Below are 25578 nucleotides of genomic sequence, written 5' to 3'. Positions count from 1 at the left end.
GAATCCTTGGTTGTGTCGTTGTAAGAATTACGGCTAGAATCCTTGGTTGTGTCGTTGTAAGAATTACGGCTGGAATCCTTGGTTGTGTCGTTGTAGGAATTACGGCTGGAATCCTTGCTTGAGTTGTTGTAAGAATTACGGCTGGAATCCTGCATCTTGTCCTGCATCTTGTCCTGCATCTTGTCCTGAGACTTGTTCTGGCTGTTTTTTGAAGAATTATTCATATCGCTATAGTTATTTCTAGACATTGTAATACCTCCTGTAAGCGTTGTTTGTTACATGAACTAGTATGGCAATATCAGAAGGTATTATACTTATTTTTATTTCAAAAAAATTGTCAAAAAATCAATAATCCTTTGTATATCAACATTGGAGAGGGGTGTCCCATTATAAAATGAATTCTTATTTCCATATTAAATCCTTAATGAAAATTAACTTTGCATTTTCATTAAGGCTATATTATAATTGATATGAGGAATTATTTTCCTCATCCTTATTAATTATTTATACTCCCCTCGAAAGCAGCCGGATAGCTCCCCTATCTTGGCTGTTTTCATTTAGAGCAAAGCGATTGTCTAGGATTTTCTATTTTCAACTTAAATGAAAAGCTTTTTCTCTTGAAATCTATGGAATAACCTTTTTATAAAATACAAAATCAATAAAAATATATATAACCGAAAATATGAAAAACTCAAAACTATATTATAGAATAGGTTAATATTGGCTGCATCAAACGATTGATTGAAGCATCTTAGAAATTTATCAAAATATATCATTCCAAAATAATGAACAAAAACAAAGATTCCACCTAATGCAAGATATTTAGAAACGGTAATCTTATCTCTAAGTAAAGTTATACCACCAACGCAGATGGCCCCATAGATTGTAATAGGATAAATATAATTGATATAAGAATTTACCAATGATAATTGATGCATTATTTTCTCCGCTTTATTCGCCTTTTCTATATAGCGCATGTCTTCCGGATAAATAAATCGTGTTATGATTGTTACTCTATCCCCCTTCATTCCCTCAATGACCTCTCGAAACATATAGGAATTGATGTCACGTAAAAAGGGGAGCAAAAATAGCAGGAATAAAAATAGGATATCCACCTTATTTAAACCATTTTTTGATTTTTCATTCTTATTTATGATTACATAATATAGTAAAAAAATAATATACGGGATAGAGCATATTTGACTTGTCATAATATCATGGAACATCACATTATTTAAAACGATATTATAATAGTTTAATATTAATTCAAATTGATATACACCTACAAACTGTACCAATATAAAGATTCCAGATAGTAGCCATACTTTCTCCATAGAATGATCTTTTTTTATCAATTTATAAATCTCATAAATTACAGCAGCTATAAACATAAAGCAAAATAACCACTTTAGACCTATGATTGCCTTATGTATCAGTTCTGATTTATCATCGCTATAAATCCATACCAATTTACCTGATAAAACAGATATGAGAAAAAAAGGTACAAAGAATAACCATTCTTTTTTCTTTATTAAACTTTTTTCATAGTTCATAAGCGTCCCCCTAATAATACACGTTAAACCTCGTCCATAACCGTTTAGAATAACTCTTCCATTCTCATATTACTGCCTTTCGGTTACCATTGTCAATTAGGCACTCCAGGTGGAATTAATAATCCCTCATATATCTTAGCTTATATTAACGGAAATTGATGTTAACAGAACATGTAATATTGATAGAAACAGAATATGCAAATTACCTTAAGCACTTACTTGCCGAGTTCTCAGCCTTCACAATATTATAGAAGCTTAAAATTATATTTAATATAAAAAACAAAAAAAGACCCCCGGCAATCCCTCGCCGAAGGTCATATACCCTAACCGAAATCCGGTTATCCGCTTAATCATTAATCGCCAATCACATTGACAATTTTTACAGGTGCCCGATAATTCCATGGGGATGTCTTAATACCTGTGCTATATGTGGAAGAATGTACAACCTGTCCGTTACCGATGTACATGGCTACGTGGTTGATTGCTCTGCTGCTTCCGTAGAATAACAGATCGCCTGGGCGCATCTGATCTGCGCTGATGGCTCTTCCTTGAGAGGCTTGTCCGCCTGAAGAACGACTTAAATTGATTCCTGCAGCATGCTGCAGTACATATCTTGTAAAACCGGAGCAATCCACCCCTGTTCTGGGATCAGATCCGCCATAAGCATAACGTCCGCCTACAAACTGTAAACCGTAATTTGCAATGCTCTGTCTGAAATCAACAGCTTCATCTACCTTATTCTTTACTTCAAGTTCTGCAAGAGTGCTTGCATCGGTTTGAGTAACGGTTGCATTGCCGTCTACTGGCAAATAGCCGTATGTATCATTAACCTTAACTTTGACTGTACCATCGCCCATATCTTCCATTACCTGAAAGGAATTGCCTTTGGTTGCGGTCATCAAAGTTTCTTGACCTTCTTCATCTTTACTAATTGTTACTTTGTCTGAATCAACAGTTACTAAATAGTTACCATAACTAAGTCCTGGACCGGATGTCTCATCTGCTCTTACATCTGAAGGTCTAGCAATTACAATTGCGCTGCAAAAAGCCATAAGGCCTAACGTTTTCCATGTTTTTTTCATCATCGGGAAATTTGCTCCTGTTTTCACTTTTTGGTTTTCAAATGTTACATAAGTATTAAATTCATTACGGTTATTATACATATATTTTATCTTTTCGTCAAGTATTATTTAAAACTGCACTAAAACTCTTAATATTTTAGTTTAAAACACTAACAAATTTAACAGGCTTGCGATACATGACGTTTGTCACGATAATTCCTGTCTTTTCTGTAGAAGCGTGGACCACTTTGCCGTCTCCCATATATAGGGCAACGTGGTTAATCGACCCACTTTTACCATAAAATACCAGATCTCCGGCACGGGCATTTTGGTAGCTTACGATCTTACCATCTGAGGACTGGGATCTGGAATCACGGCTTACTGTAACACCGCCCGCCTTCCCAAGTACATATTTGGTAAAACCAGAACAATCCACTCCGGTATTGGGATTCACACCGCCATACACATAGCGGTTTCCTACGAACTGAAGTGCGTAATCAACTACCTCCTGGCGCTTTAAGGCTGACTTGTCCACCTTTTCCTGGGCCTTTTCTATCAGGGTAGCTGAGCTGCTTTTTATGTAGCCTTCCCCTTGAGATACCTTGATTCTAACCCAACCATCCTTTGGAGCTTCTATGACCTCATACGTCTTTCCTTCCTCTGCACTGGAAAGAATACTTCCTGAGGGATTGGCAGTATTTAAAACTGAAACAGGCACATCCATCTTCGCATAAAGTGTCGTGCTGGTTTCCACTGCAATTTCTGCTCCATACGTCTTAGCTGGTGTAACCAAACCAAGTCCTGCAAGAAGCCCTAAGAGCCCAAACGCCTTCCACATTTTATTTCTCATATTGATTCTCCTGTTTTCTTTTTCTTGACTCAGAAAAAGTTTCAAAACAAATATTACAAAATTGTTACATTCGGATTATATAATTATTTCTCGATTTTGTCAAGAAAAAACGGCAGTTGTGACGTCTTCGCGCCGCAACTGCCGTTACACTTTTGTAATATTTATATGGAAATGTTAACAATAATTGACATCATCGCCTCATTCCTCTTAAAAACCAGAAGATTAAAAGAACCATAAGCAATGGTCCAAAAAGCGGCATCAAGAGGCTAAAAATACCAGTTAGTATGGTAGCTGTAAGGAAAAACAAAAGAATCACAGCCCCGATGGCTAGTGCCTTCCAGTACCATTTACTCAAATCAATGTAATGCATACCACGTCCAGTATCTTCCTGGTTGTCATATTCGCTCCGTGTGCTTCCTGAGTAAGATTCATAATAAGTTTTTCCTGAGGCAGATGCATTCTCACTGGCTTCCATGATAGTTTTGGCAATCAGCCTAGGATCTCCGATGGATGAGATTACCTCATCTTCCGTTGAACCATTTCTTACTTCTGTACTGATATATTCATCATAAAATCTGATATTATCCTCAATCACGTTTCCAGGGACCTCACCAGTTAATGTATCCCTAAGGCGCTGTAAAAATTCCTGTTTGCTCATCTGAGCCTCCTTCTTATAAGTAAATCACTCTGACCATTGTACCATCTGGCGGAAGCTTCGTAAATAAACCTTATCTGAAATAATTATTAAAAATTTCATTCCAAAAGCCTATTCTACATTTTCTTTTAAGATACCTTCCCGATATGCGGCTACCAGTTCTTTTAAATCGGATATCCGTCCGGCAAGTTCCACGCCCTTATCTGTATCTGCTACCATAACACGGTTTTTTACATATTCTACTACCGATACCTTAGGCGTGCTCTCCTCTTCTGGATTAAATGGCTTATGTTCGGCTAAAGCCAGATGATTGGAATTATAGATCAAGGTATAGCCGGCGATCCCGGTCTTAGCCTGATACGCTTTCGAAAGACCACCATCGATTAAGAATAACTTTCCTCCAGCTTTCACCGGGGATTCCCCTTCTTTAATCTTAACCGGAACGTGACCGTTGATAATATGAGACCCTTCTTTTGAAAGCCCGAATTCCTCTAAAATCTTATCGCAATACTCCTCTTTCACACTCAAACGATAATATGGATTCATTGGCTCCTTATAGGTTTGTGGATCGTCAAGGAAGTAATGCTCAAACGTAGTCATCTTTCCTTTGCCATAAACAGGTGATTTGGCACCACACCATAGATACCACATAAAATCTCTGGCATCGGCTCCTTCTTTTGAATCCTCTGGCATGAAATAGGCATTTTGAACCTTTTGATCCAAACAATCCATAAGTGCCCTTCCACAGTAGGATTTTCCATCTAACATCAGCTCTTCAAAACCCCCATCTTCTTTCATTGGGATACAGCCATGGTAGAGAAGATTGGAATTACAGCATTTGTACATGCTTCCATGTGAATAGAGGAAACGTACATGCTTATGAAGAAGTCCGTTATGAAGAAAGGACAGTTGAAGGACACGAAGTAGTTCTTCTTCTCCTGCATTCAGTTCCAATGGATGGTCTGGATCCACAGTTGGAAGGAAGGTATCAACCAACGAATGCTCTTTTCCTTCTATGGTAATTATGCCACGCTTAAAATCTATGGCTTCCATGAGGACTCTGTCATTCATTTCATATTCCGGGTGACGCTTTATAATCTGCCCCTCCACTTTAAACTGGATGACAGTGATTGCCTTATGCATCTTTGCCGCAAGCCCTGGGTCCACAGCATCATATATATTTTCATCAAGCGTTTGTGGAAGGAATCGTTCACAGGGATCGTCCTTATAGACTCTGGCTGCAAACATGGATAATGGTCTTAAATTAATTCCGTATCCATCCTCTAGCACATCAAAGCTGTTATAGCTAATCGCAATCCGAATCACATTACAGATACAAGCAAGATTACCAGTCGCTGCTCCCATCCAGGAAATATCATGATTTCCCCACTGGATATCCACATCATGGAAATGAAGCAGTTCCTTCATAATCATATCGGCTCTTGGACCACGATCGTAAATATCTCCAATGATATGCAAGCTGTCAATGGTTAAATTTTTAATCAGCTCACAAAGGGCCACGATAAACTTGTCCCCCACCTCTATATCAATAATGGAACGTATGATTTCACTATAGTATACACGTTTATTATCATCATTATAATCTACATGAAGGAGTTCATCGATAATATAAGCAAATTCCTTAGGCATCTTCTTTCTCACCTTGGATCTTGTATATTTGGAAGATACCACTTTACAAATCTGTACCAGTCGGTAAATGGTAACTCTCTGCCACTCATCATCTGCCGTTTCCAAACACTCTAACTGATTGAGCACCTTTTCTGGATAATAAATCAGGTTTGCCAGCTCAACTTCTTCTTTCTCTGGCATAATATGACTAAATGTTTCCGTAATTTTTTCTCGTATGATTCCCGACGCGCTTCTTAACAAATGGATAAAAGCCTCATGCTCTCCATGTAAATCACTGAAAAAATACTCCGTTCCCTTAGGCAGACCTTGAATTGCCATTAAGTTTATGATCTCACTCGATGCCGCTTTTATCGTCGGATACTCCCTAGACATCAGTTTCAGATATGCCAAATCTCTCATATTACACTTTCCTCCTGAAACATAGTTGCATTTGTATGAATCATATAGTACCATATTTTACGAAAACAGAAAACCCCCGTGTAAAAAAGGAGCAAAAGATGGAGCAATTATATATTTTCGGTACAGGCAATGCTGCAGTGACTAAATGCTATAATACCTGCTTTGCAATTAAAAAAGAAGAGGAATTCTTTATGGTGGATGCCGGTGGTGGCAACGGAATCCTTGGAATTTTAGATGATATGAATGTGGACCTTTCTCAAATCCATCATCTCTTTGTCAGCCACGAGCATACCGACCACATTCTTGGTGTGGTTTGGATGGTTCGTATCATTGGAGCCAAAATGAGAGCAGATACTTATGATGGAGATTTTATGATCTATTGCCACAAACGGCTAGTTTCTGTGATTGATACTCTTTGTAGACTAACTCTTCAAGGGAAATTTTATGAACTGATCGGAAAGAGAATCCATCTCACTGGAGTGAACGATAAGGAAACTAGAACAATTCTTGGAAATGAAGTGACCTTTTTTGATATTCACTCTAACAAAGCAGAACAGTATGGATTTACCACCACTCTCTCAAATGGCAAAACATTGACCTTTTGTGGGGACGAGCCACTTAATTCCTCTTGTCATTCCTATGCAAAAAACTGCAGCTGGCTCTTACACGAGACCTTTTGCCTCTATGAGGAAAGAGAGCGGTTTAAGCCTTACGAAAAGCATCATAGCACAGTAAAAGATGCCTGTGAACTGGCTCAGGAAATGAATGCAGAACATCTAATTCTCTGGCATACGGAAGACTCTGACCTTCCAAATCGTAAAAAACGCTATTTAGAGGAAGGAACACCTTGGTTTAAAGGCGAACTTTTAATACCAAGCGACCGGGAAATTATTCCTCTTACTCTATAAAGAAGCCACGCCCTGTGGCTCTCGTCCCCGGCTGTGCATATGATATAACAATAGAACACGCAAAGGAGTTTCTTCGTATGAGCTGCCCGGGCAACTTTACCTTTTACCGTGATGTAAATTGTCAAGACCTGGTGATCTTTCATGAAGCTACCTGTGAATTAAGAGGTACCACCTATAAGCCCTATCTGGTATCCACTCAGGAAGTCAATGGAATCAATTTTCGCTTTATTTGCAATTCCACATTCATGACAAGACCACCTCAGAACGCGATTACCATGGTATCTATTTTCAAACCCTTTTGCAAGGATAAGGATAAAGCAAAACCTTACGTAACCAACATCTGCAAAATGGGTTGCTATAAATAAATAAATAAATAAATAAATAAATGAATGCAGCAGCGATTTTATCTTTTTATGTAATAGGATGCATTTCCTATTACATAAAAACAAGGGGGCTTTTGGCCCCCTTCTGCAATCTGTCTTTAGTATGCCATTCGGTATACGTCTATCATCTCCTGTTTCCCAAGGGTACGGATTCCAGGTAAACTTCTGGTTCCGTTAAACGAACACTTTTCTGCCATCACTTCAAAATCCTCTTCCCGCACTGCATCGTCAAGCTCGCTTAAGCGGACTGGCATTTTAATGCTTTGAAAGAATTCTTCTAAACGGTCAATTCCCTTTAAAGCTGTTTTTAGTGGTTCCTCAAAATCCATCTCAACCTTCATCACCCGGACTGCAAGTTGGGCAAATCTCATAGGATCTTTCTCACATACATATCTGGACCAAGAACAAAAAAGAGCAGATAAACCTGCACCATGGGCAATGCAGGGATATAAACCAGACAATTCATGCTCTAACTGATGGACCTGCATCATAAACTCTCTGCCAAGGCCAGTAAGGTCATTATGAGACAAACTTCCTGCCCACATTAAAGTGGCTCTCGCCTCATAATTTTTAGGATCTTTATCTACGATTGCTCCCGCCTCCATCACTGAGGTTAAGAGTCCTTCTGCAATTCGGTCTGTTAAAGGGGTATCCTTGGTATTCCCGCCTAAGTAACGTTCCAGGGTGTGCATCATAATATCTACACTTCCGCATCCGGTCTGGAACTTATTCACAGAAAAGGTCAGCTCCGGATTTAAAATAGCGAATAAAGGACGGTGAGTTTTACTATTAAAGCCCCGTTTATAATTGCCATCTTCATTGGTGATAACACAGGACAAACTAGTCTCACTTCCAGAAGCAGAAAGAGTCAGTATATTTCCATGAGGGAGAGCTTTATCAGGTGAAGCCTCCTTTATAAAGTACTTCCAGGGATCTATTTCGGGATTTAAGGTGCCGTCTGCAATGCACTTAGCAGAATCCAGAACGCTTCCTCCCCCTACAGCCAGAATAAAATCAATGCCTTCCTGTCTGCAAAGCTCCATTCCTTCCTTTGCCAGTGAAAGTGTGGGATTTGGTTTTACGCCGCCAAACAATACAAACTCAATTCCCTGTTCCTTTAAGGAATCCGTTACCTGATCAAGAAGTCCGCTTTTTTTCACACTACCGCCGCCATAATGAACCAGAACTTTTTTAAATCCGTATTCTTTAATGACCGTTCCCACCTGCTTGTGGGTATCACGGCCAAACAGCACTCTTGTGGGTACACAATATTCAAAATTATTCATGTTTAAACCTCTCTTTCCAGCACTTAAAATCGTTAATATTTATCATTCTTTTTTCCGGTTTCGAATTTTTTCATATTAACATTATAACATGAACCCTCCTTAAAACCAACTGGAACCATGGGTTTTGTTTCTCGTCATATTTTCTCCATTTTGCGCATATCTTATATGGGAAAGCCTTAAAAGCTGCTTTCCCTTTTCACTTGCACCTTTTATGGAATGACAAGGAGAACATTTATGAACCCATTCAAAAAATTCTTAACCTATTCCCAGATAAGAAAACATCACATGATCATCTACATAGAAGTTATGATTCTGACCTTTTTTTTAGTTTCTCTTTTCTTAATCTCCCCTGTAGGCCGTTTCTCTTTACCGGTTGTCAATCAAGAAGGGAAATCCACAGCCTCAGAGCCGAAGAAATATATCAAATGGGTGGACTTTAACGTTACGGCTAGAGCCATGCAAGAGGCCTTCCGTTATGACGTCAGCACCTTCCAGTCGGAACCCCATCTAAACTGGGTGGATCTTTTGGCCTACCTTGGCGTTAAGTACGGTGGGGATTTTTCCAAGTACTCCACCAAGGACCTAGATGCACTGGCTGAACAGCTCTTAGCTGGTAAAACGATGGAAGAATTGACTGAGAAAATGAAATATTATCCTTATTACAGAAATGCCTACGGAGCTGTCTTAGATGGTTTAGTTGGTACTTATGAAATTGAAATCCCTTCTGCTAACGCTCCCTTGTATGCCACTCCTGCCCTTTTGCCTGACGGATCTGTTGACCCGGATAAGGTATGGGTAAAAAAATATGGACTAAAAGGGTACTCTCCCATTGCGAAGGGATATCCCTATAATGATTTTGACGACTTTGGAGTTGCTAGATCTTACGGCTTTAAGCGGCAGCATCTGGGCCATGATTTAATGGGCCAGGTGGGAACACCTGTAATTGCTGTTGAAAGCGGTTATGTGGAGGCCATTGGCTGGAACCGATACGGAGGCTGGCGCCTTGGCATCCGAAGCTTTGACGGGAAACGATATTATTATTACGCTCATTTACGGAAAAATTATCCTTATCATAAATCATTAAAGCAAGGAAGCATCGTTACTGCTGGAGATGTAATTGGATATTTAGGACGCACTGGTTACAGCCGGAATGAAAATACAAATAACATCAACGAATCCCACCTTCATTTCGGGCTACAGCTTATATTTGACGAATCTCAGAAAGATGGAAATAATGAAATTTGGGTGAGTTGCTATGAACTTGCTAAATTCCTCTCCATGAACCGTTCGGAAACTTTGAAAAACCAGGATACCAAGGAATATGACCGAATCTATGATATGAAAGATCCAGGAATTCCAGAGCACTTTGTGCCACCGGAACCGGTAGCAGAAGAAAAAGAATAATGGCTATAAAAAGGGATTAAGGCGAACTGCCTTAATCCCTTATATATTATTTTACTTTTGGCTGCTGTTGGGTGATGCAGTGAATATTTCCTCCGCCGTATGCAATTTCCTCTGTGCGTACCCCTACAACCTTCCGTTCCGGATACATTTCCTGAATTTGACTCATTGCAAGCGAATCGTTTTCATCTCCATATTGAGGTACGATGACTCCTCCATTTACCACAAGAAAATTCATATAGGAAGCAATGGATATCTCTCCGTCCTTTCTTGGAATGGTTCCTTCCACCATATCAATGGAATCTGCTCCATGGAGAAGCACTGGATGTTTGGTAAGGCAAAGCTTATGTACGTTCAGTTTTCGCCCTTTGGCATCCACCACCTCAGTTAATGTCTGATATGCTGCCTGTGCCTCCTCATAAAACGGATTGCTCTCATCTTCGGTCCAGATACAGGCTACTTCCCCCGGCCTCACATATTGAACCACATCATCAATATGCCCATTGGTTTCATCTGGATCGATTCCATCCCGAATCCAGATGACCTTCTCACAGTTTAGGTACTCCTGTAACATATCTTCAATTTCTTCCTTTGTCATCAGGGGATTTCTGCCTTCGCTTAACAGGCACATCTCTGTGGTGATCACAGTTCCCTCCCCATCTACGTGGAAGGAGCCGCCTTCTAAAACAAAACCTTCGGTGCGGTAGGATGGAATCTCTTCTAACTCACAAACCTTCTGTGCCACAAGGTCATCCTGATCCCATGGGAAATACAGTCCGTCTACCAGGCCTCCCCAGGCATTAAAGGTCCAGTCACACCCTCTGATTCCTCCCATATCATTAATTACAAAGGTAGGACCACAGTCCCTGATCCAGGAATCGTTGCTTGTTATTTCCACCACCCGGATATCCTCTGGCAGATGGGCACGGCAGTTTGAAAACTGTGCAGGAGAAACGCATACCGTCACTGGCTCAAACCGTCTGATTGCCTTTGCCACGTTTGCAAACACTTTTTGAGCGGGTTTTGCTCCATCTCTCCAGTTATCAGACCTTTCCGGCCACAGCATCCAAATTCGTTCCTGTTCTTCAAATTCTGCAGGCATGCGGTACCCATCCTGCTTTGGTGTGGTATCATTTAATCTTATAGCCATAATTTACCCCTTCTTTCTTACTATTTTCGTTTTTTATTTACAATTAGCTCGCCTAATAAAATGAATATAATTGCCCCAATTGTAATGGGAAGAATCCCTGCCAGGCTTTCTGGATCGAATCTTAATGGCACTGCTGTAAAGATCAATGCAATCACAATGAGTATCATAGGAATCCCTGCTAATACCCTCAAAAATGCTGGACTTCCTGGAACCTTAAATGGCCGTTCTGTTTCCGGATCTATCTTTCTCAGCTTTAAAAAAGCAGGGAAAACAGGAAGATAGGAAAGTAAAAACATGACCAAATTCAAAGCAAAGAAGCTCCAAAACAAATCCTGGTTTGGAATGAATGGAGCTATAATAAGTACAAGGCTTGCTACCAATCCATTCATCAAAGAGACGCCTACAGGCATGCCATTTTTTTTGCTTTTTATCTTAAATACCTCTGGCATGTCCCCATTTTCCGCAGCGTAGGCCGCTACATTGTTGACCCCCAAAGACCAGGAAATCATATTTCCAAACAAGGTCAGTAAAAACCCAATGGAAATGATAACCACGATAATGCCTCTGGTAGTTCCGGTCAAAAGCTGGACACTGGCTATTAAACCGGTGCTGGTGCTGATCTGGTCTGCTGGTATGGCAACCCCTATGCCAAATGCCATAAAGATATAGATAGCTGCAATTACCAATCCACCTGCTACTATGGCTTGGGGAATCTGTTTTTTGGGATTCTCCATATCACCGGCAAACGTACATACCACTTCAAATCCAAGACAATTAAATAAGATTACCGATATGTAGGATAAGCTGTTTAAATCAAAACTTGGAAGCATTGAGGATAAAGTATACTCGTTGGCGACTCCGTGATGGATGGCTCCGTATATTCCAAGTCCTCCAAGGGACAATGCAATTAAGATTTTTATGATTGCGGCGCCATTTAATATCCAAGAGCTGTCACAAACGGAGAAAAAGCTGATAAAAACAACAATCCAAACAAAGGCAAGTTCTATGAAAAGCGATGGAAATAATCCAAGCTCCATCCCTGCTAATAGACCGATTACCTTGGGGAACATAAGCGCCAAAGAAGCCATCCACAGAGGAAAATTAATCCAATAGTACCAGGAGACTCTTCCTCCCCATTTTTTACCGAATGCTTTTGACACCCAGTCGTACAATCCCCCATCTCCTTCATAGGTTGTCCCTAATTCAGATGAGATTAAGCCGTAGGGAAGCAGAAACGTGATCAAAAGGAACAGCCACCAAAAATACTGGGAATTGCCGATAGCCGCTACTGGACCTGCTGCCTCCGCCACAAATACAACACATATTACTGCCATAATGGCATCAATTAACCGAAACTTTTTCTTTGGCGCATCTGACATGATCTGGCCCCCTATCTGATATGTCTATCATTCATGAAAGTTTCCAGTTCTTCCTTAGCAGCCGCAATAGAAAGCTCACTTTTTGCCTGTTCTCTCTGATACTGGGTAAAGTAAACAAGAAGTCCTCTCATGGCAGTCAGCCGGTTGCCTGCCTCAAAGAAGGCAATGGAGCTTTCGCTGTCAATAACCTCATCCGTTACATCCTCTCCCCTTGTGGCAGGCAGGCAATGCATGAATTTACAGCCGATATTACCCAGAGACATCAAATCTCTGTTGACCTGATAATCCTTAAAGGTTTCCACTCGCTCTTCTTTTGGAGTTTCATTTTCATACAATCCGTACCAGACATCAGTATAGATAAAGTCTGCTCCTCTTACGCTCTCCCGGTTGTCGGTTACTTCCCATGTTCCGCCGGAAATCTTGCAGTTTTCTTCCAGAATGGTTTTGTGCTCTTCTAAAAGCTGATTATTCTTTGGTCCATAATGAACGAAATGCATGCCAAGCTTTGTTGTAATAAATCCAAGAGAAGCACATACCTGGGTTCCGTCACCTACAAAGACTACCTTACATTCCTCAAGCTTCTTTCCCCTTGGAAGGTGCTCAACAATGGTACACAAATCTCCAATTTCCTGAGTCGGGTGGTTAAAATCGCTCATGCCATTGAGCACTGGAATGGTGCACGCCTTTGCCAGTTCCACAACTGATTTATGCTCGATTACTCTGGCCATCACTACGTCGATCATCTGGGAAAGCACCCTTCCTGTATCCCCTACAGTCTCATGACCTCCAAGCTGAATCATACCTGGTCCTAAATACTGGGCATGACCGCCAAGCTGTTCCATCGCCGTTTCAAAGGATACACGGGTCCGTGTGGAAGACTGCTGAAAGATCATGCCCAGTGTCTTTCCTTTTAGCAGAGGTGGATTGTAGCCTAATTTAATACTTTTTTTAATTGCCAGAGATAAATTAATAATGTCTAACAGCTCTTCCTTGGTGAATTCGTTCGTGTCGATGAAATGAGTAATTCCGTTTGCTTTCATGGCAAATCCTCCTATAAGTTCTTTAATTGTTAAATGTAAATACAGTACCGGTTTTTCCGTCCAATGCTTCCAGTGCCTTATCAAGAGATGTAATAATGGCCCTTTTCGATGGATTGGCTCTAACAAATTTCATAGCTGCCTGAACCTTTGGAAGCATGCTTCCAGGTGCAAACTGACCTTGCTCACAATACTCATGAGCCTCTTTGAGACTGAGATGATCCAGGTTCTTCTGATCTGGTTTGTTATAATTAATTGCTACTTTCTCCACCTCTGTTAAGATCATGAGAATGTCTGCACCCACCTGTTCCGCTAAAAGCTCGGCTGCAAAATCCTTATCTATGACTGCTGCCGTTCCATTTAAACAGCCTGTAGGATTTTCCGTGACCGGAATTCCGCCGCCCCCACAGGTGATGACGATTGCTTTAGGCCACAATTCCTTTACTGCTTCAATTTCCACGATCCTTTGAGGAAGTGGTGATGCAACGACTCTCCGGTACCCCCGCCCGGAATCCTCCTTCATCACATATCCCTTTTCCCGTTCAAGCTCCATAGCTTCCTCCTTGGAGTAAAATGGACCGATAGGCTTTGTGGGATTCTTAAATCCGGGATCTTTTTTATCCACCACCACCTGGGTTAATATGGTCACCACAGGAAAACTCTCATTCCTCTTATTGAGGGCATATTTTAATCCTTGCTGCAGGTGATATCCGATATAACCCTGGGACATCGCCCCGCATACATCAAAGGGCATGGCAGGGGTTACATCTTTTGCAGTTTCACTGGCGAGTACGATTCTTCCTACCTGCGGCCCGTTTCCATGTACAATTGCCATTTCGTATCCCTGCTGATTTAATTGGGCGATGTACTCGCAGGTTTTATGTATTACAGTAAGCTGGCCTTCTGCCGTTGCAGCTTCCCCTCCTGACTGGAGTGCATTGCCTCCTAATGCCAGTACAATTTTTTCTGCCACCGGTAAACCTCCTTTTCGTTTTTGCGTTGAACACCTGAATCGGTACTCACAAGACGAAAATAGCAGTTTCTTGGCGAGTTGAGAATGCACCGAGAGGTTGAACTTTATATCACTTTATTACTATTTTTCCATAAACTCATCTAAACTTTTGTGCATTTTACACTACAGATTGTAGATTTAGAGGAATTTTGAAGGTTGTAAAAAACTTAGATACTGCTATACTGGTTATATCTAAAAACCGACAAAAACAGACAGGAGGTTCTCATGGGAAAGAATTTGATTTTCATTTATAATCTGGCCTTAATCATGATTTACTCAGGCATAATATGGATGTCATTTTTACTCTTTTATTGGGAAAGAGAGAAGAAATTATTGTGGACTGGTATTATCTTTTCCGCAATTTTAATGGATGATATCGTGATATTCCTCTCAGAAATGTTTGAAAACTTTGCAGATGTGTATAATAAGATTTTCATGATTGTTCCAACTCATAAAACCTTAATTTATATGATCGTGTCCCTTGGTTACTTAACCATTTTTAAAAGGCTGTTGAACCGGAAAATTAAAAAGATTGATTATGTGATTTTAACTCTTTATGTGGTCTTTATGCTTTTTGTTCCTGCTCTAAAAAACTCTGCCTGGAAAATATGGCTCTATTTTCTACCAAGCCAGGCCTATAACTTGTATTTAGGAATCACTAGCTTTTTAACAATAAAAAAGAACCCTGAAGAATTTCAGGATTCCTTTTATCTATGGTGTAAAAGACTTTTCTTCCTCACCATTATTTTTAATATTTTGATCGTTATTGAAGATACCATTGTTATTTTTAATTTTGATACTTACTCAAGATTTTATATTAATATGAATAACCGAAGTACTACCTCCGATATTCTTTATCTTGTGTATGCTGGCTTCACTGCGGCTTATATTACATACTATTTGAAGATACTCCTAAAAAACAACCGCATTGTTTCCAGCGTTACCAACTGCGTCAAAGAAACGTTCCCTTCTGATATTGAAGATAGCTTATTATATCATTTTGGGGAAAACTATCATTTGACTTCACGGGAACGGGAGATCCTTAAGGTACTTCTGGATGATAAGACCAACCAGGAAATAAGCGATGATTTATATATCTCCCTTGGTACGGCAAAAACCCACATCCATAATATTTTTCAAAAAATTGGGGTGGTAAAACGCCCTCAGCTTCTTGAGGTCTATGAAACGTATCGATCTAGACAACTCACACCGGAGAAAAAAGAAGATTAAAAGCAGGTCTTAAACAGTTATTCCAGTTCCACTACAACGGATTTCACCTCACCAGCCCTTAGCTTTTCTGCATCAGAACCGGAGATCCATGACTCCTTTATCTCTTTGACTTGCCCATTAAGAAATTCCAGTCTTATCTTCTTAATCTGGTAAGAACCTGGTATGATATCTTTTCTTTGAGCAAAGTGATAAGATACATCCGTTTTTCCTAAAAATCTAGCTTCCACTTGTTTGCCATCTGGAACTAGATATTTAGGGATCGCAGGCTCAAAATAGCATCGAAGCTGACCCTCCACCAGACGAAATGGCCGTTCTCCGAACATCATAATCTGCCATATCTGCAAGAATTCGGCGGTTGAACCACTTAACCTGGCTACAAAACCTTTTCCATGGATTTTCTCATCTGCATTTGCACTGCTTGCCAGGAAGGATGAGTTTTCCAAGAGACTTCTCCCATACATTTCTTCTGATAAGAAGGGAATGCAGGCATTGTGTAAATCATCGAAAAATTCCTGATATAGTTTTAATCGAAGTAACTCCAACAGGTATTTATATTCCATGTGAAGCCAGATGGATTCATTCTCCAGCCACCCAGGGGAAAATGCCTTAGCCCTTCCAATTTCAAAGGATGCCTCTTCCAATGACTCATTGACTTTGTACATCTTAAGCTTGGAATCATAAAGCCCAGACTTCTTTAGATTATGGTATAAGTTTATTTTTATTTCTCTGGAAACTGGCAGCTTCAAATACCGGACATATCCCTCTAAGAATAAAGGCATAGAAACCACCTTTAAATTCTTTGGAATAATATGACCGTCCTCTGTCTCATAGCGGTCAAAAGAATAGGAAAAATAGGTAGGAATTCTTTCCGTCCCTGTGCAGATATCATATATGCCATCTTCTACATAAGAGATCCAGTACTGTAGCATTCCTTCTAATTCCTGGTCCGACAACACCACTTCTTCCCCTTTAATACCAAATACCGTACGTTCCCTATAGAACTCTTTCTGACAGTTGCACTCATTCCACACCCACAGCTTGCTTTTTCCTACCTTTTCATCCTTCTTATAATAGTCAAAGGTATTAGAAAGACCTTGCATGAACTCATATAGCTCCATAGGCACTGCAACAGGGGTATGGTAGCGGTTGTTGGCACTTTGGATGAATAAGAGCAGGCGGTATAACTCAAAGGTTTCTGCCACGGAGGAACCAAATAGTCCTGGCAGACCATTTAACGCATCATACCAGCCAGGCTTTCCTCCCTCCATCTCAATTCCATATCCCATCATGTCAAGAGAGGCAACTTTATTGGCTGCCAAAAGTATAAGCTTCATCATCAAGCTGGTCTGATACACACTTCCGGTTCCATAATTCGTATGCACCACATCAATCGATACTTCCTTCTTTCGCTCTTCATCAAGAGCATGATACTGCCTGACACCCAAATTTGTCTCCACATATCGCTTGTGACGAGGATTGACCACTGCCCTGGACTCATAAAAGGTATATTCTTTATCCAGATATAGAAGCTCCTCTTCCTTTTCTGGATAAACGGAAAGGTAGGATTCAATCAAATCCAGATTATAAGTCCAGTGATCCGTCCAGTAGCCTTCTGTAAAATCAGCGGGGAACTTAGGGGTGCTACATTTAATAGCCCTATGCAAAAGGTTCTCCTTACTGCAATTCAGATTGATCGTTTGCTGCTCCAAAAAGGTATATAAGCTTCCTGGGGAAAATTCTTTCTCGAAAAATTCTTTCATTGATATTTGGCTATCTTCTTTAACCAACTCTAAAACCTGATGAAGCTGATTCATCTGATATGTGACCTGCCGAACAACCAGGGGATTGTAACCATCTAGTTGAATCAGATTATAAAATAACTTAATGTTATAATCCTTTACATAAGGGGTAAATAAGACATCACTTCTCCGATTCTGACATAGATCCCTGTAATTTCCATTCCCCTGAGAATAATACTCTGGAAGCATGGAGAAATCATTGTAATCCCGTTCGATATCTCCGTGCTTTCTGGAATAGATGTAAAAGACAGAATCTGCTCCAAGTTTTATTGGAAAGCCGCCACGTAATACATTATCCACGTAGGTCTGCCTGCAATATGCATCGAAGACAGGACTCAAGGTTTTCGTATTTATATACGCTCCAAGCTCTCTTGTCTTCTCAACCGATTCCCCATACTTTTTGTCAAAGTAGCTCTTATCAAGAAGCTGTTCCGCATATGTATTTAGGATGCTCTTTGATGCTACCTGACCAATCACACTGTTCCAACCCACACTTTGGCCTGCAGAAAGAACTTCCTGGAGACAGGAAAACCCAGAAGGAACCTGATTTTGAGTAATTTGCTTTTTCTTTAATAATTCGTTTAGGCTGAACGTTTGAAGTCCAAGAGGCAATTCAAAGGAAGTATCATGCTCAAAAACCACTTCCGGGTCAACGATAACAGGAAGTAGGTCGCCTGATTCTGATAAGGAAAGAAAGAAATTGCCTTTTTCCACCTTAGATACCATGGCGTTATCCCCGGTACTGTAACGCACTCGGTAGTAAGGCAGCCGTTTCTCCTGATCCTCCACCTGCATCCATGCTTTCATGGTTTGAGCCATATCTTTCATGGCTTTTAAACCGATCCCGTAGGGAATCATTCCTGGCAAACCATCTATGATTTCTAAGTCCATAGGTCGGTTTGATATATTTTCAACATTCACTCTTCTAACCAGACCAGCCAACGGTTCATCCGGAAGGGTCACGTACGTGATATTGATTTTTAAGCCTATATGGTCATTGATTTCTTCCAACTCCAGTTCATTCATCCCCACATACATGCGTGTCTTTACAAAATCGGAGCGAAAAGGCTCATATACCTGCTCTCCTATTTTAAGAAAGGTACGAAATCCCATGTTCCTCACAAACTGGTATGATTGGTGAGCTGGATAGAATTCTAAAATGGAATTGTTTTTATTTTCCACTCCAAAGCTTGCCATGGCCTGCCCTCGATTGACGTAAAAGCTCCAAAGAGGAATCCCGTGGATTCCGCTGATTCCTGGCAAAAAACTGGAGAACGTGGTTTTCCGGTTATAATCTTCTATTATGAATCTCCCTTTATCATCAAACATATCCTTCTTATCCTTTCACCGCTCCCGCTACCAGACTATCCTGAATCTGATTGCTTAACATAAAGTAAATGGCTATGGTGGGCAGTGTGGCAATCACCATACCAGCTCCAATCAGGCCCCAGTCTGTAGAATATTGGCCTGCAAATGACATGATACCTACGGGTAGGGTCCGGTAACGTTCGCTGTCAACAAAGGTATTGGCTAGCATCAGTTCATTCCAGGTCCCTAGAAAGGTAAAGACAGAGGCCGTTGCAAGCGCTGGTTTTATAATGGGGAGGATAATCGTTGCAAAGCAACGAAAGATCCCGCAGCCATCGATGCAGGCAGCTTCCTCAAGTTCCATTGGAATGCTCCTGTAAAATCCGGTTAAGATCAGGATACTCATGGGAATGGCTCCTGAAATGTAAGGAATTAATAAGCCAAGATATCCGCCTTTTAATCCAGTTTTATCAAGAAGCTGGAACATGGGCAGCAAAGCTGCCTGGGCCGGGATCATGATGCCAAGGGCAAATACTCCAAATACCACAGACTTAAGCTTCCATTTCATTCTGGCAATGGCATATGCCGCCATGGCAGATAACAGACCCGCCACAACCACAGTGACCAGGGAATAGAACACTGAATTTAAGAAATATTTTATCAGGCTGGTCTGAGTCAAGGCTGCCTGGTAATTTTCCCACCTCCAGGTTCTTGGGAGTCCTAATATATTTTCTCCAAAGATTTCCCCGTTGGTCTTTAGGGAAAAAGTGATCAGCCAGTATAAAGGGAATATCTGGGTCACTGCAATCAGGCTTAGTACTAAAAACTTAATATGTTTTCTGATTTTCATCTCATCTTCCCCCTTTTATATGGCTGAAGCATTTTCTTCTGCCTTTTTAAATAGTCGACTTACGATAAACGTGAATATTAAGCATTCTACAACGATAAAAAATGCCTGGGCACTTCCATATCCGTAGAGCCCTTTGCGAAATAAGTTGTTGTACATAAGAGTTGCCGGAACCTCACTGGCATGGTTTGGTCCGCCACCAGTCATGACATAGATGAGATCAAAGGCTCTTAAGGAACCAGTAATGGAAAAAATGACGCAGGTCTTAATGACCGGAGCCAACAGAGGAAAGGTAATTTTTAAGTTTACCTGCCACTTACTGGCACCGTCAATCTGAGCCGCCTCATAATAGTCCTGAGGGATGGATTTGATTCCTGCATAGAAAATCAACATATGGTAACCAATATATTGCCATACGGCTGGAACCACTGTAGATAGAAAGGCAGTTTTAGGATTGGAAAGCCAGGAATAGTTAAAATCAGAATATCCTAACCCACGGATTACATTATTTAACAGCCCGTAATCGCTGTTAAACATCTTCATCCATAACTGACCAATTACCATACTGGATATGACCACTGGTAGAAAGTAGACCGTCCTGAAAAACTGTTCCCCCTTTACCCCACGAGCCAGAACCATGGCTAGAGTAAGAGAAATGGGAAGCTGAATTAACAAGGAGGCACCAACTAAAAGCAGGGAATTGGTGACCGATTTTACAAAGTAACGGTCCTCCGCAAACATCCGGATGTAATTTCCCAAACCAATAAACGTCATCTTACCGATGCCATCGTACTGAAAGAAGCTATAGATTCCGGAAACGATTAGGGGTATGATACTGAAACTGACAAATAAAATGAGAGCAGGCAGCACAAAGCAGGCTACGTTACCTTTTTTTCCCAACATGTTGTTCATATAAGACCTCCTTTTGGCATAAAAAGGGTATCGCCTCAATTCGTAAGCGATACCCCCTTGCTCTTACTTACTTGTTAATAGCCGCCTCATGTTCTTTGATGAATTCACCAGTATCCGCATTGGGTGCGAATAATGTCTGAACTTGCTCATTATGAATGGTGGCTGGCTCTGCATCTAAGGAAGTATCCCAGGCAAGAACGGCTGTGGTTCCCTGAGAAAGAAGACCCTTGATCTGTACGAACAGCGGATTTAAGCCCTTATCATCAACCTCTGTCTTCCAACCGCTAAAACCAGTTCCTGATGCATAGGCTGCTTCTCCCATCTTTTCATTGATGTAGATAGCAAACTTAGCGGCCTGATCTGGATTCTTTGTGCTTTTGTTGACCCAGAAGGACTCTACGAATCCGCCACAATAATCGCCTGCATTTCCTTTTCCAGAAATCATAGGGATTTTCATAGCCACGACATCTTCAGGCTTGATGGTAACGGTTTTATCGGAATAAATACTGTTTGCATACCAGCTTCCCATAAGTCTCATAGCCGCTTTTCCGCTTCCAAAGGCAGCATTGGCATCGTCGTTACTTTGCTCCAATGGATTGGCACCAAATGCTCCCTTCTTGTATAATTCCGCGACTTTATCAGCCGCATCTTTATATCCATCTCCTTCAAAAGGAGCCTTTCCTGACAACATCTTGTTAATATTTTCCGAACCTACAGACCTTAATGCCAATGCCTGATAGATAAAGGCTGCATTCCAGCCATCTTTTGCTCCAGATGCCAGAGGAGTTACTCCATCAAGCTTTGAAAGCTTATCGACAGCGGTAACTAACTGGTCATAAGTCTCAGGAAGTTCTGCTCCTGCTTGCTCAAATAATGCCTTGTTGCAATATAAGGTCATATACCAGGAAAACATAGGAAGAGAATAGGTACTTCCATTGTATTCAAAAGCGGCAGTTGATCCTTCCAGTAATTTTCCCTTTACCTCATCGGTGAGATAAGAATCAAGAGGAAGTAATTTATCTGCATTTACCATCTTTCTGGCGGTTCCTGCCCCCCAGTAGTAAAACAAATCGATTCCTTTTGCATCTCCTGCAAACTCTGCTGAAATCTTAGTTTTATATGCCTCTGTATCCAAAGTCTGCGTATTGATCTCAACATTTGGATTGTCTTTTATGTAAGCTGCTACGGCTTCGTCATATTTCTTTTTTAATTCATTGGTGTCATTGGACCACTGGTGCCATACATTTAACACCACTTTATCATTTCCCGTTCCCCCTGCGGGCGCTGTACTGCTTTTGCCTGCACACCCAGCCATTGAAACGACTAAAGCTGCAGACAGCATGACGGCTGATACCCCTTTTAACATTCTTTTCTTCATTACTTGCTCCTCCTCCTGGATTTTCATGAAACAATATGCTAATAACAGTATACGGAAAACTGGCCCCTGACTCAATTTAATATTTTGACTCAATAGGTTAGAAATTTTACTACCTTTGCTTAAATTCCTTTACGGTGACTCCCACATGCTTTTTAAAGCAGATACTAAAATAATGAGAGTCCCGAAACCCCACCTTTTCCGCAATCTCATAGACCTTTAAATCTGTGGTATTAAGGAGGAGAATACTCTCTTCAATCCGCTTTTTCATCACATATTCAATGAGGCTTAGTCCCACCTCTTTTTTAAATACCCTACTTAAATAGCTTTCATTGGAATAAACCATTGCTGCGGCCGTCTTTAAGGATAGGTTGGGGTCACAGAAATTATGATTAATATAGGAAAGCGCTCCACTCACTGCTTTACTGCCTTGCTTTGTCTTTTTACCGTTGTGGAAATGAAGGATGAGATCCATACAATCTTTTAGAAACTTTCGACATTCCTCTACGGTCTGAATTCCTCGTATCTGCTCATAAAGCACATCTTCCCCAATCAATTGTTCCAGACTTTCCCCATATTTATTAAGAGTGCTCCCTGCCTTGGAAATCAAGTCCATGGTCATCAGCCTGAGATATTCGAGTTCCGTCACTTTGGAATTTCTGATGCCATTTACATAATCTTCAATCCCTTCCCACACCCGCTCTGAGATTCCATTGGTCAGAGAAAAAAGGAACTCATCCCAGTCAAACACCAACTTACCAGGATTTTTTTCCATGACACGCAGGTATTCTTCATATGTGATTACCCGATTGCCTCCCAGTAAAACTGACGCACTAAGGGCATTTTCCGATTCAACAAATGCATTTTCAATTCCTTTAAATCCATGGTGAATGCCACTGATTCCAATGGTGACATACATGTTATGATCCTGAAGCTTTTGATGGAACCTGCTGGCAATTTCTTTTCCTTCCTCTACGCTCTTGCCTACGCAAAATATCACGATATTTTTCATATAGTGAAGAAATGATATGGTCTGGGTCGCCTGATGTTCTCGAAAAAGGTTCATAGCCTTTTTGTGAAGTTCCCCCTCTGCTCCCTCTTCTTTTAAGTGAACACTAAGACAACAACAGGTATCTAACAGTGCTTCAAAGCCATAGGCATAGAGTTTCTTTTGGGCCTCTTCTTCACTGGTCCGCTGCTCCACCAGCCTTTGAAAAAAGCTTTCCATTAAAATATCCTGGTCCGCGGATACGTTCTGTTTTAACAGCTCGACTTCCTGTTCATAGGCCTTTTCCTTTCCTATCTTCTGTTTAATTCTGGCGGTTATATCGGAAAGCTCATTCATATCAACCGGCTTTAGTAGAAAATCTTCTACCCCCAGCTTGACAGCCCGTCTTGCATATTCAAATTCCCGGTAACCCGTGATGATGATTACATGCACCTTTTCATAGAGGGAATATATTTGTTCCGCAAGCTTAAGTCCATCCATATGAGGCATGTTGATGTCTGTTATAATTAACTCTGGTTTTCTGTGTTTTATAAATTCCAGCGCCTCCATACCAGAAGAAGCTTCTCCTATGACCTCAAAGCCGTGGTCTTCCCAGGGGAACCCCTTTCTTAGTAAGACACGTTCCAGTTTTTCATCATCTACAATTAGTACCTTAATCAACCCATTTTTCCCCCTTTGCATCCATTCGCTTTACTCTGACTGCCACTTCGGTTCCATTGCCTGTCTCACTATGAATGAGAACCGGCTGCTTAATCCCATGATAAAGAGTGATTCGCTGCATTAGATTATAGAGTCCAAAGCCAGATTTTCCTGTTACAGACCTTCCTTCCATTACCTCTGCAATCTTCTCCTCCGACATACCAACCCCATCGTCAGATATGATGAAAATGATCTCATCTTCATCCGAAAATACCCGGATAGAGACCGTCCCTTTCCCATCTTTTGGCTTGATACCATGGTGCACCGCATTTTCCACCAAGGGTTGTAACAAGAGCTTTAGAATCTCACAATCCATTACCTCTTCTTCCACATCGATTTCTACCTTGATTTCATTGTCATAGCGAATGTTTAAAATTGTCATATAACTTTGAATGCAATTTATCTCATCCTTTACTTTGATAAAATCCATTCCGCTGTTTAAGCTGTTTCGATAAAAACTACCTAAAGCCTGGGTCATCTTAAAACAGTTGTCATAATCCTCCATAAGTGCAAGGGCAGATACGGCATCCAGTGTATTATAAAGAAAATGAGGATTGATTTGGGCCTGGAGCAGATTTAACTCTGTCTTTGCTATAATTTGTTCTTCTTCCTTTACCTTTAAAATCAGATTCTTTATGGAAGTGGTCATGTGATTGAACACCCTCTTTAAGTTATTGATTTCATTTTTCTGCTGGTTTACCTCCATCTCTACAAACTGGCCTTTTTCTACCAGCATCATATGAGTTTCTACTTTTTGAAGGGGATGGAAGATAAAGCGAGTCAGCATGATGGAACAGAAAAAAGCAAAGATAATGTTAATACAGATAACCAGGACGATTACAGTGGAGTAGTATGGGGCCAGAGCTGTGATATCATCAAATTGAAACAGACCCGCCAGCTTCCAATCTTCAATGCCAATATCCTGGGCGATCACAAGCCTGTTATCTTCGTGACCAAGATCCTTCTTTGGCGGTACAATATACTCTCCTTTGCCATCAATGATATAGAAATCATTTTTCTGGGCATCACTGACCTGATCAAAGTAATTGCGTATGGTTTCTTCATTGACGGTTACCAGTAAGATAGCAAGGGGCTTATAGGTATTCACATCCCGAATTTCCCGGACATAGGTGATGTAAGGAGTATCGCCATAAAATTCAATGACTCCTTCACTTCCCTTCATGAAAAACCCATTTCCCCTGTGCTCCCCAATGGTTTGATACCACTTTGACTCTTGAATCTGATCAACGGATACGGTTTTAGGGGACTTCTTATAGGAGCTGTAGGTATTATGATAGGAGTCAATGATCATCACGCTTGAAATGTATTCTCCTGATAATATCATATTTACAAGACTTTGCTTGATGGTCTTTTGGATGGATGGATCAATGGAGGCGGTGTCCACATGTCTCAGCGCCTCCTGAACATTTTTGTCAAAATAGAGAAGGTTTGAAAACTGGGTTACATTTTCAAAAATCAGGGATAGATTGCCTTTTAAGGCACTGACGGTCTGGGTCCCGGCGCTCATGATCTCATTTTTCGTATAGGAGCTGTTAATGACCGATATCACGGAAAAAGTGATTACAAATGAAATAAAAAGTATTGTTATGTATGTTACTAATATTTTTGTTTTAATTCTCATGTTGTTCCATAATTCAATTAGACCGGCCATGGC

21 protein-coding genes are annotated in these 25578 nt (G+C 40.7%); 4 read left to right on the top strand and 17 right to left on the bottom strand.

All coding sequences use genetic code 11. The features are described from left to right. The 6 genes from BET01_RS08710 to BET01_RS08685 form a co-directional block, all read right to left on the bottom strand. A partial coding sequence (locus BET01_RS08710) for a hypothetical protein (RefSeq protein ID WP_207667590.1) occupies positions 1–248 on the bottom strand: 248 nt, incomplete at its 3' end. Between the two features lie 348 nt (positions 249–596). After that, on the bottom strand, positions 597–1553 hold the full coding sequence (locus BET01_RS08705) for a hypothetical protein (protein ID WP_120196410.1): 957 nt from the start codon (positions 1551–1553) through the stop codon (positions 597–599). A 353-nt stretch (positions 1554–1906) separates the two neighbouring features. Next, the gene (locus BET01_RS08700; RefSeq protein WP_120196417.1) at positions 1907–2638 is read right to left on the bottom strand and encodes a C40 family peptidase; all 732 of its coding nucleotides are present in this window, start codon (positions 2636–2638) and stop codon (positions 1907–1909) included. Between the two features lie 133 nt (positions 2639–2771). After that, the gene (locus BET01_RS08695) at positions 2772–3464 is read right to left on the bottom strand and encodes a C40 family peptidase (RefSeq protein WP_120196409.1); all 693 of its coding nucleotides are present in this window, start codon (positions 3462–3464) and stop codon (positions 2772–2774) included. Between the two features lie 190 nt (positions 3465–3654). Beyond that, on the bottom strand, positions 3655–4122 hold the full coding sequence (locus BET01_RS08690) for a DUF1700 domain-containing protein (RefSeq protein ID WP_120196408.1): 468 nt from the start codon (positions 4120–4122) through the stop codon (positions 3655–3657). Positions 4123–4230: 108 nt separating this feature from the next. Next, positions 4231–6168: a fructose-1,6-bisphosphatase gene (locus tag BET01_RS08685; RefSeq protein ID WP_120196407.1), complete on the bottom strand. Its 1938-nt coding sequence runs from the start codon at positions 6166–6168 to the stop codon at positions 4231–4233. Between the two features lie 98 nt (positions 6169–6266). Between BET01_RS08685 and BET01_RS08680 the strand changes: the two genes are divergently transcribed. Continuing rightward, positions 6267–7076 (top strand): MBL fold metallo-hydrolase, encoded by an 810-nt coding sequence (locus BET01_RS08680; RefSeq protein WP_120196406.1) that lies wholly within the window; start codon positions 6267–6269, stop codon positions 7074–7076. A gap of 77 nt (positions 7077–7153) precedes the next feature. Continuing rightward, positions 7154–7441 carry a hypothetical protein gene (locus BET01_RS08675; protein WP_120196405.1) on the top strand — a complete coding sequence of 96 codons (288 nt, stop codon included), beginning with the start codon at positions 7154–7156 and terminating at the stop codon, positions 7439–7441. Positions 7442–7557: 116 nt separating this feature from the next. On the opposite strand, the gene BET01_RS08670 is transcribed toward BET01_RS08675, so the two are convergent. Next, positions 7558–8745, bottom strand: coding sequence for an iron-containing alcohol dehydrogenase (locus BET01_RS08670; protein WP_120196404.1), 1188 nt, complete (start codon positions 8743–8745; stop codon positions 7558–7560). Positions 8746–8979: 234 nt separating this feature from the next. On the opposite strand from BET01_RS08670, the gene BET01_RS08665 reads away from it, so the two are divergent. Beyond that, on the top strand, positions 8980–10149 hold the full coding sequence (locus BET01_RS08665) for a M23 family metallopeptidase (RefSeq protein WP_120196403.1): 1170 nt from the start codon (positions 8980–8982) through the stop codon (positions 10147–10149). A gap of 46 nt (positions 10150–10195) precedes the next feature. On the opposite strand, the gene aguA is transcribed toward BET01_RS08665, so the two are convergent. Genes aguA through arcC form a run of 4 tightly spaced genes read right to left on the bottom strand, consistent with a single transcriptional unit; the run spans position 10196 to position 14685 of the window. Next, positions 10196–11296, bottom strand: a complete 1101-nt coding sequence (aguA, locus tag BET01_RS08660) for an agmatine deiminase (RefSeq protein ID WP_120196402.1) — start codon at positions 11294–11296, stop codon at positions 10196–10198. A gap of 20 nt (positions 11297–11316) precedes the next feature. After that, positions 11317–12675 (bottom strand): APC family permease, encoded by a 1359-nt coding sequence (locus tag BET01_RS08655; RefSeq protein WP_120196401.1) that lies wholly within the window; start codon positions 12673–12675, stop codon positions 11317–11319. Positions 12676–12686: 11 nt separating this feature from the next. After that, positions 12687–13715, bottom strand: a complete 1029-nt coding sequence (ptcA, locus tag BET01_RS08650) for a putrescine carbamoyltransferase (RefSeq protein ID WP_120196400.1) — start codon at positions 13713–13715, stop codon at positions 12687–12689. A 22-nt stretch (positions 13716–13737) separates the two neighbouring features. Next, complete coding sequence (gene arcC / locus BET01_RS08645) at positions 13738–14685, bottom strand: carbamate kinase (protein WP_120196399.1); 948 nt, start codon at positions 14683–14685, stop codon at positions 13738–13740. A 264-nt stretch (positions 14686–14949) separates the two neighbouring features. Between arcC and BET01_RS08640 the strand changes: the two genes are divergently transcribed. Then, positions 14950–15954 carry a helix-turn-helix domain-containing protein gene (locus BET01_RS08640; protein ID WP_120196398.1) on the top strand — a complete coding sequence of 335 codons (1005 nt, stop codon included), beginning with the start codon at positions 14950–14952 and terminating at the stop codon, positions 15952–15954. A 17-nt stretch (positions 15955–15971) separates the two neighbouring features. Here the strand turns inward: BET01_RS08640 and BET01_RS08635 are convergent, their stop codons facing one another. The 6 genes from BET01_RS08635 to BET01_RS08610 form a co-directional block, all read right to left on the bottom strand. After that, positions 15972–19082 (bottom strand): hypothetical protein, encoded by a 3111-nt coding sequence (locus BET01_RS08635; protein WP_120196397.1) that lies wholly within the window; start codon positions 19080–19082, stop codon positions 15972–15974. Positions 19083–19089: 7 nt separating this feature from the next. Next, a complete protein-coding gene (locus BET01_RS08630; protein ID WP_120196396.1) occupies positions 19090–19911 on the bottom strand; it encodes a carbohydrate ABC transporter permease in 822 nt (273 codons plus the stop codon). Between the two features lie 15 nt (positions 19912–19926). Next, positions 19927–20820 carry a carbohydrate ABC transporter permease gene (locus BET01_RS08625; RefSeq protein WP_120196395.1) on the bottom strand — a complete coding sequence of 298 codons (894 nt, stop codon included), beginning with the start codon at positions 20818–20820 and terminating at the stop codon, positions 19927–19929. A 67-nt stretch (positions 20821–20887) separates the two neighbouring features. Continuing rightward, complete coding sequence (locus tag BET01_RS08620) at positions 20888–22198, bottom strand: ABC transporter substrate-binding protein (protein WP_120196394.1); 1311 nt, start codon at positions 22196–22198, stop codon at positions 20888–20890. 109 nt (positions 22199–22307) lie between these two features. Continuing rightward, positions 22308–23864, bottom strand: coding sequence for a response regulator (locus BET01_RS08615; protein WP_158585009.1), 1557 nt, complete (start codon positions 23862–23864; stop codon positions 22308–22310). Further along, on the bottom strand, positions 23857–25575 hold the full coding sequence (locus tag BET01_RS08610) for a sensor histidine kinase (protein WP_158585008.1): 1719 nt from the start codon (positions 25573–25575) through the stop codon (positions 23857–23859). The genes BET01_RS08615 and BET01_RS08610 overlap by 8 nt, the downstream gene beginning before the upstream one ends. Positions 25576–25578 lie beyond the last annotated feature (3 nt).

Origin of the sequence: Lacrimispora algidixylanolytica (genome assembly GCF_003609635.1) — a bacterium.
In the GTDB taxonomy this organism is placed as follows: Bacteria; Bacillota; Clostridia; order Lachnospirales; family Lachnospiraceae; genus Lacrimispora; species Lacrimispora algidixylanolytica.
This window is presented reverse-complemented; position numbering and strand designations above follow the sequence as displayed.

What these genes read in the sequence shown, in the direction of transcription:
- BET01_RS08705 (WP_120196410.1), bottom strand. Translation starts at nt 1,553, where the DNA reads ATGAACTATGAAAAAAGTTTAATAAAGAAAAAAGAATGGTTATTCTTT.
- BET01_RS08700 (WP_120196417.1), bottom strand. Translation starts at nt 2,638, where the DNA reads ATGATGAAAAAAACATGGAAAACGTTAGGCCTTATGGCTTTTTGCAGC.
- BET01_RS08695 (WP_120196409.1), bottom strand. Translation starts at nt 3,464, where the DNA reads ATGAGAAATAAAATGTGGAAGGCGTTTGGGCTCTTAGGGCTTCTTGCA.
- BET01_RS08690 (WP_120196408.1), bottom strand. Translation starts at nt 4,122, where the DNA reads ATGAGCAAACAGGAATTTTTACAGCGCCTTAGGGATACATTAACTGGT.
- BET01_RS08685 (WP_120196407.1), bottom strand. Translation starts at nt 6,168, where the DNA reads ATGAGAGATTTGGCATATCTGAAACTGATGTCTAGGGAGTATCCGACG.
- BET01_RS08680 (WP_120196406.1), top strand. Translation starts at nt 6,267, where the DNA reads ATGGAGCAATTATATATTTTCGGTACAGGCAATGCTGCAGTGACTAAA.
- BET01_RS08675 (WP_120196405.1), top strand. Translation starts at nt 7,154, where the DNA reads ATGAGCTGCCCGGGCAACTTTACCTTTTACCGTGATGTAAATTGTCAA.
- BET01_RS08670 (WP_120196404.1), bottom strand. Translation starts at nt 8,745, where the DNA reads ATGAATAATTTTGAATATTGTGTACCCACAAGAGTGCTGTTTGGCCGT.
- BET01_RS08665 (WP_120196403.1), top strand. Translation starts at nt 8,980, where the DNA reads ATGAACCCATTCAAAAAATTCTTAACCTATTCCCAGATAAGAAAACAT.
- aguA (WP_120196402.1), bottom strand. Translation starts at nt 11,296, where the DNA reads ATGGCTATAAGATTAAATGATACCACACCAAAGCAGGATGGGTACCGC.
- BET01_RS08655 (WP_120196401.1), bottom strand. Translation starts at nt 12,675, where the DNA reads ATGTCAGATGCGCCAAAGAAAAAGTTTCGGTTAATTGATGCCATTATG.
- ptcA (WP_120196400.1), bottom strand. Translation starts at nt 13,715, where the DNA reads ATGAAAGCAAACGGAATTACTCATTTCATCGACACGAACGAATTCACC.
- BET01_RS08640 (WP_120196398.1), top strand. Translation starts at nt 14,950, where the DNA reads ATGGGAAAGAATTTGATTTTCATTTATAATCTGGCCTTAATCATGATT.
- BET01_RS08635 (WP_120196397.1), bottom strand. Translation starts at nt 19,082, where the DNA reads ATGTTTGATGATAAAGGGAGATTCATAATAGAAGATTATAACCGGAAA.
- BET01_RS08630 (WP_120196396.1), bottom strand. Translation starts at nt 19,911, where the DNA reads ATGAAAATCAGAAAACATATTAAGTTTTTAGTACTAAGCCTGATTGCA.
- BET01_RS08625 (WP_120196395.1), bottom strand. Translation starts at nt 20,820, where the DNA reads ATGAACAACATGTTGGGAAAAAAAGGTAACGTAGCCTGCTTTGTGCTG.
- BET01_RS08620 (WP_120196394.1), bottom strand. Translation starts at nt 22,198, where the DNA reads ATGAAGAAAAGAATGTTAAAAGGGGTATCAGCCGTCATGCTGTCTGCA.
- BET01_RS08610 (WP_158585008.1), bottom strand. Translation starts at nt 25,575, where the DNA reads ATGGCCGGTCTAATTGAATTATGGAACAACATGAGAATTAAAACAAAA.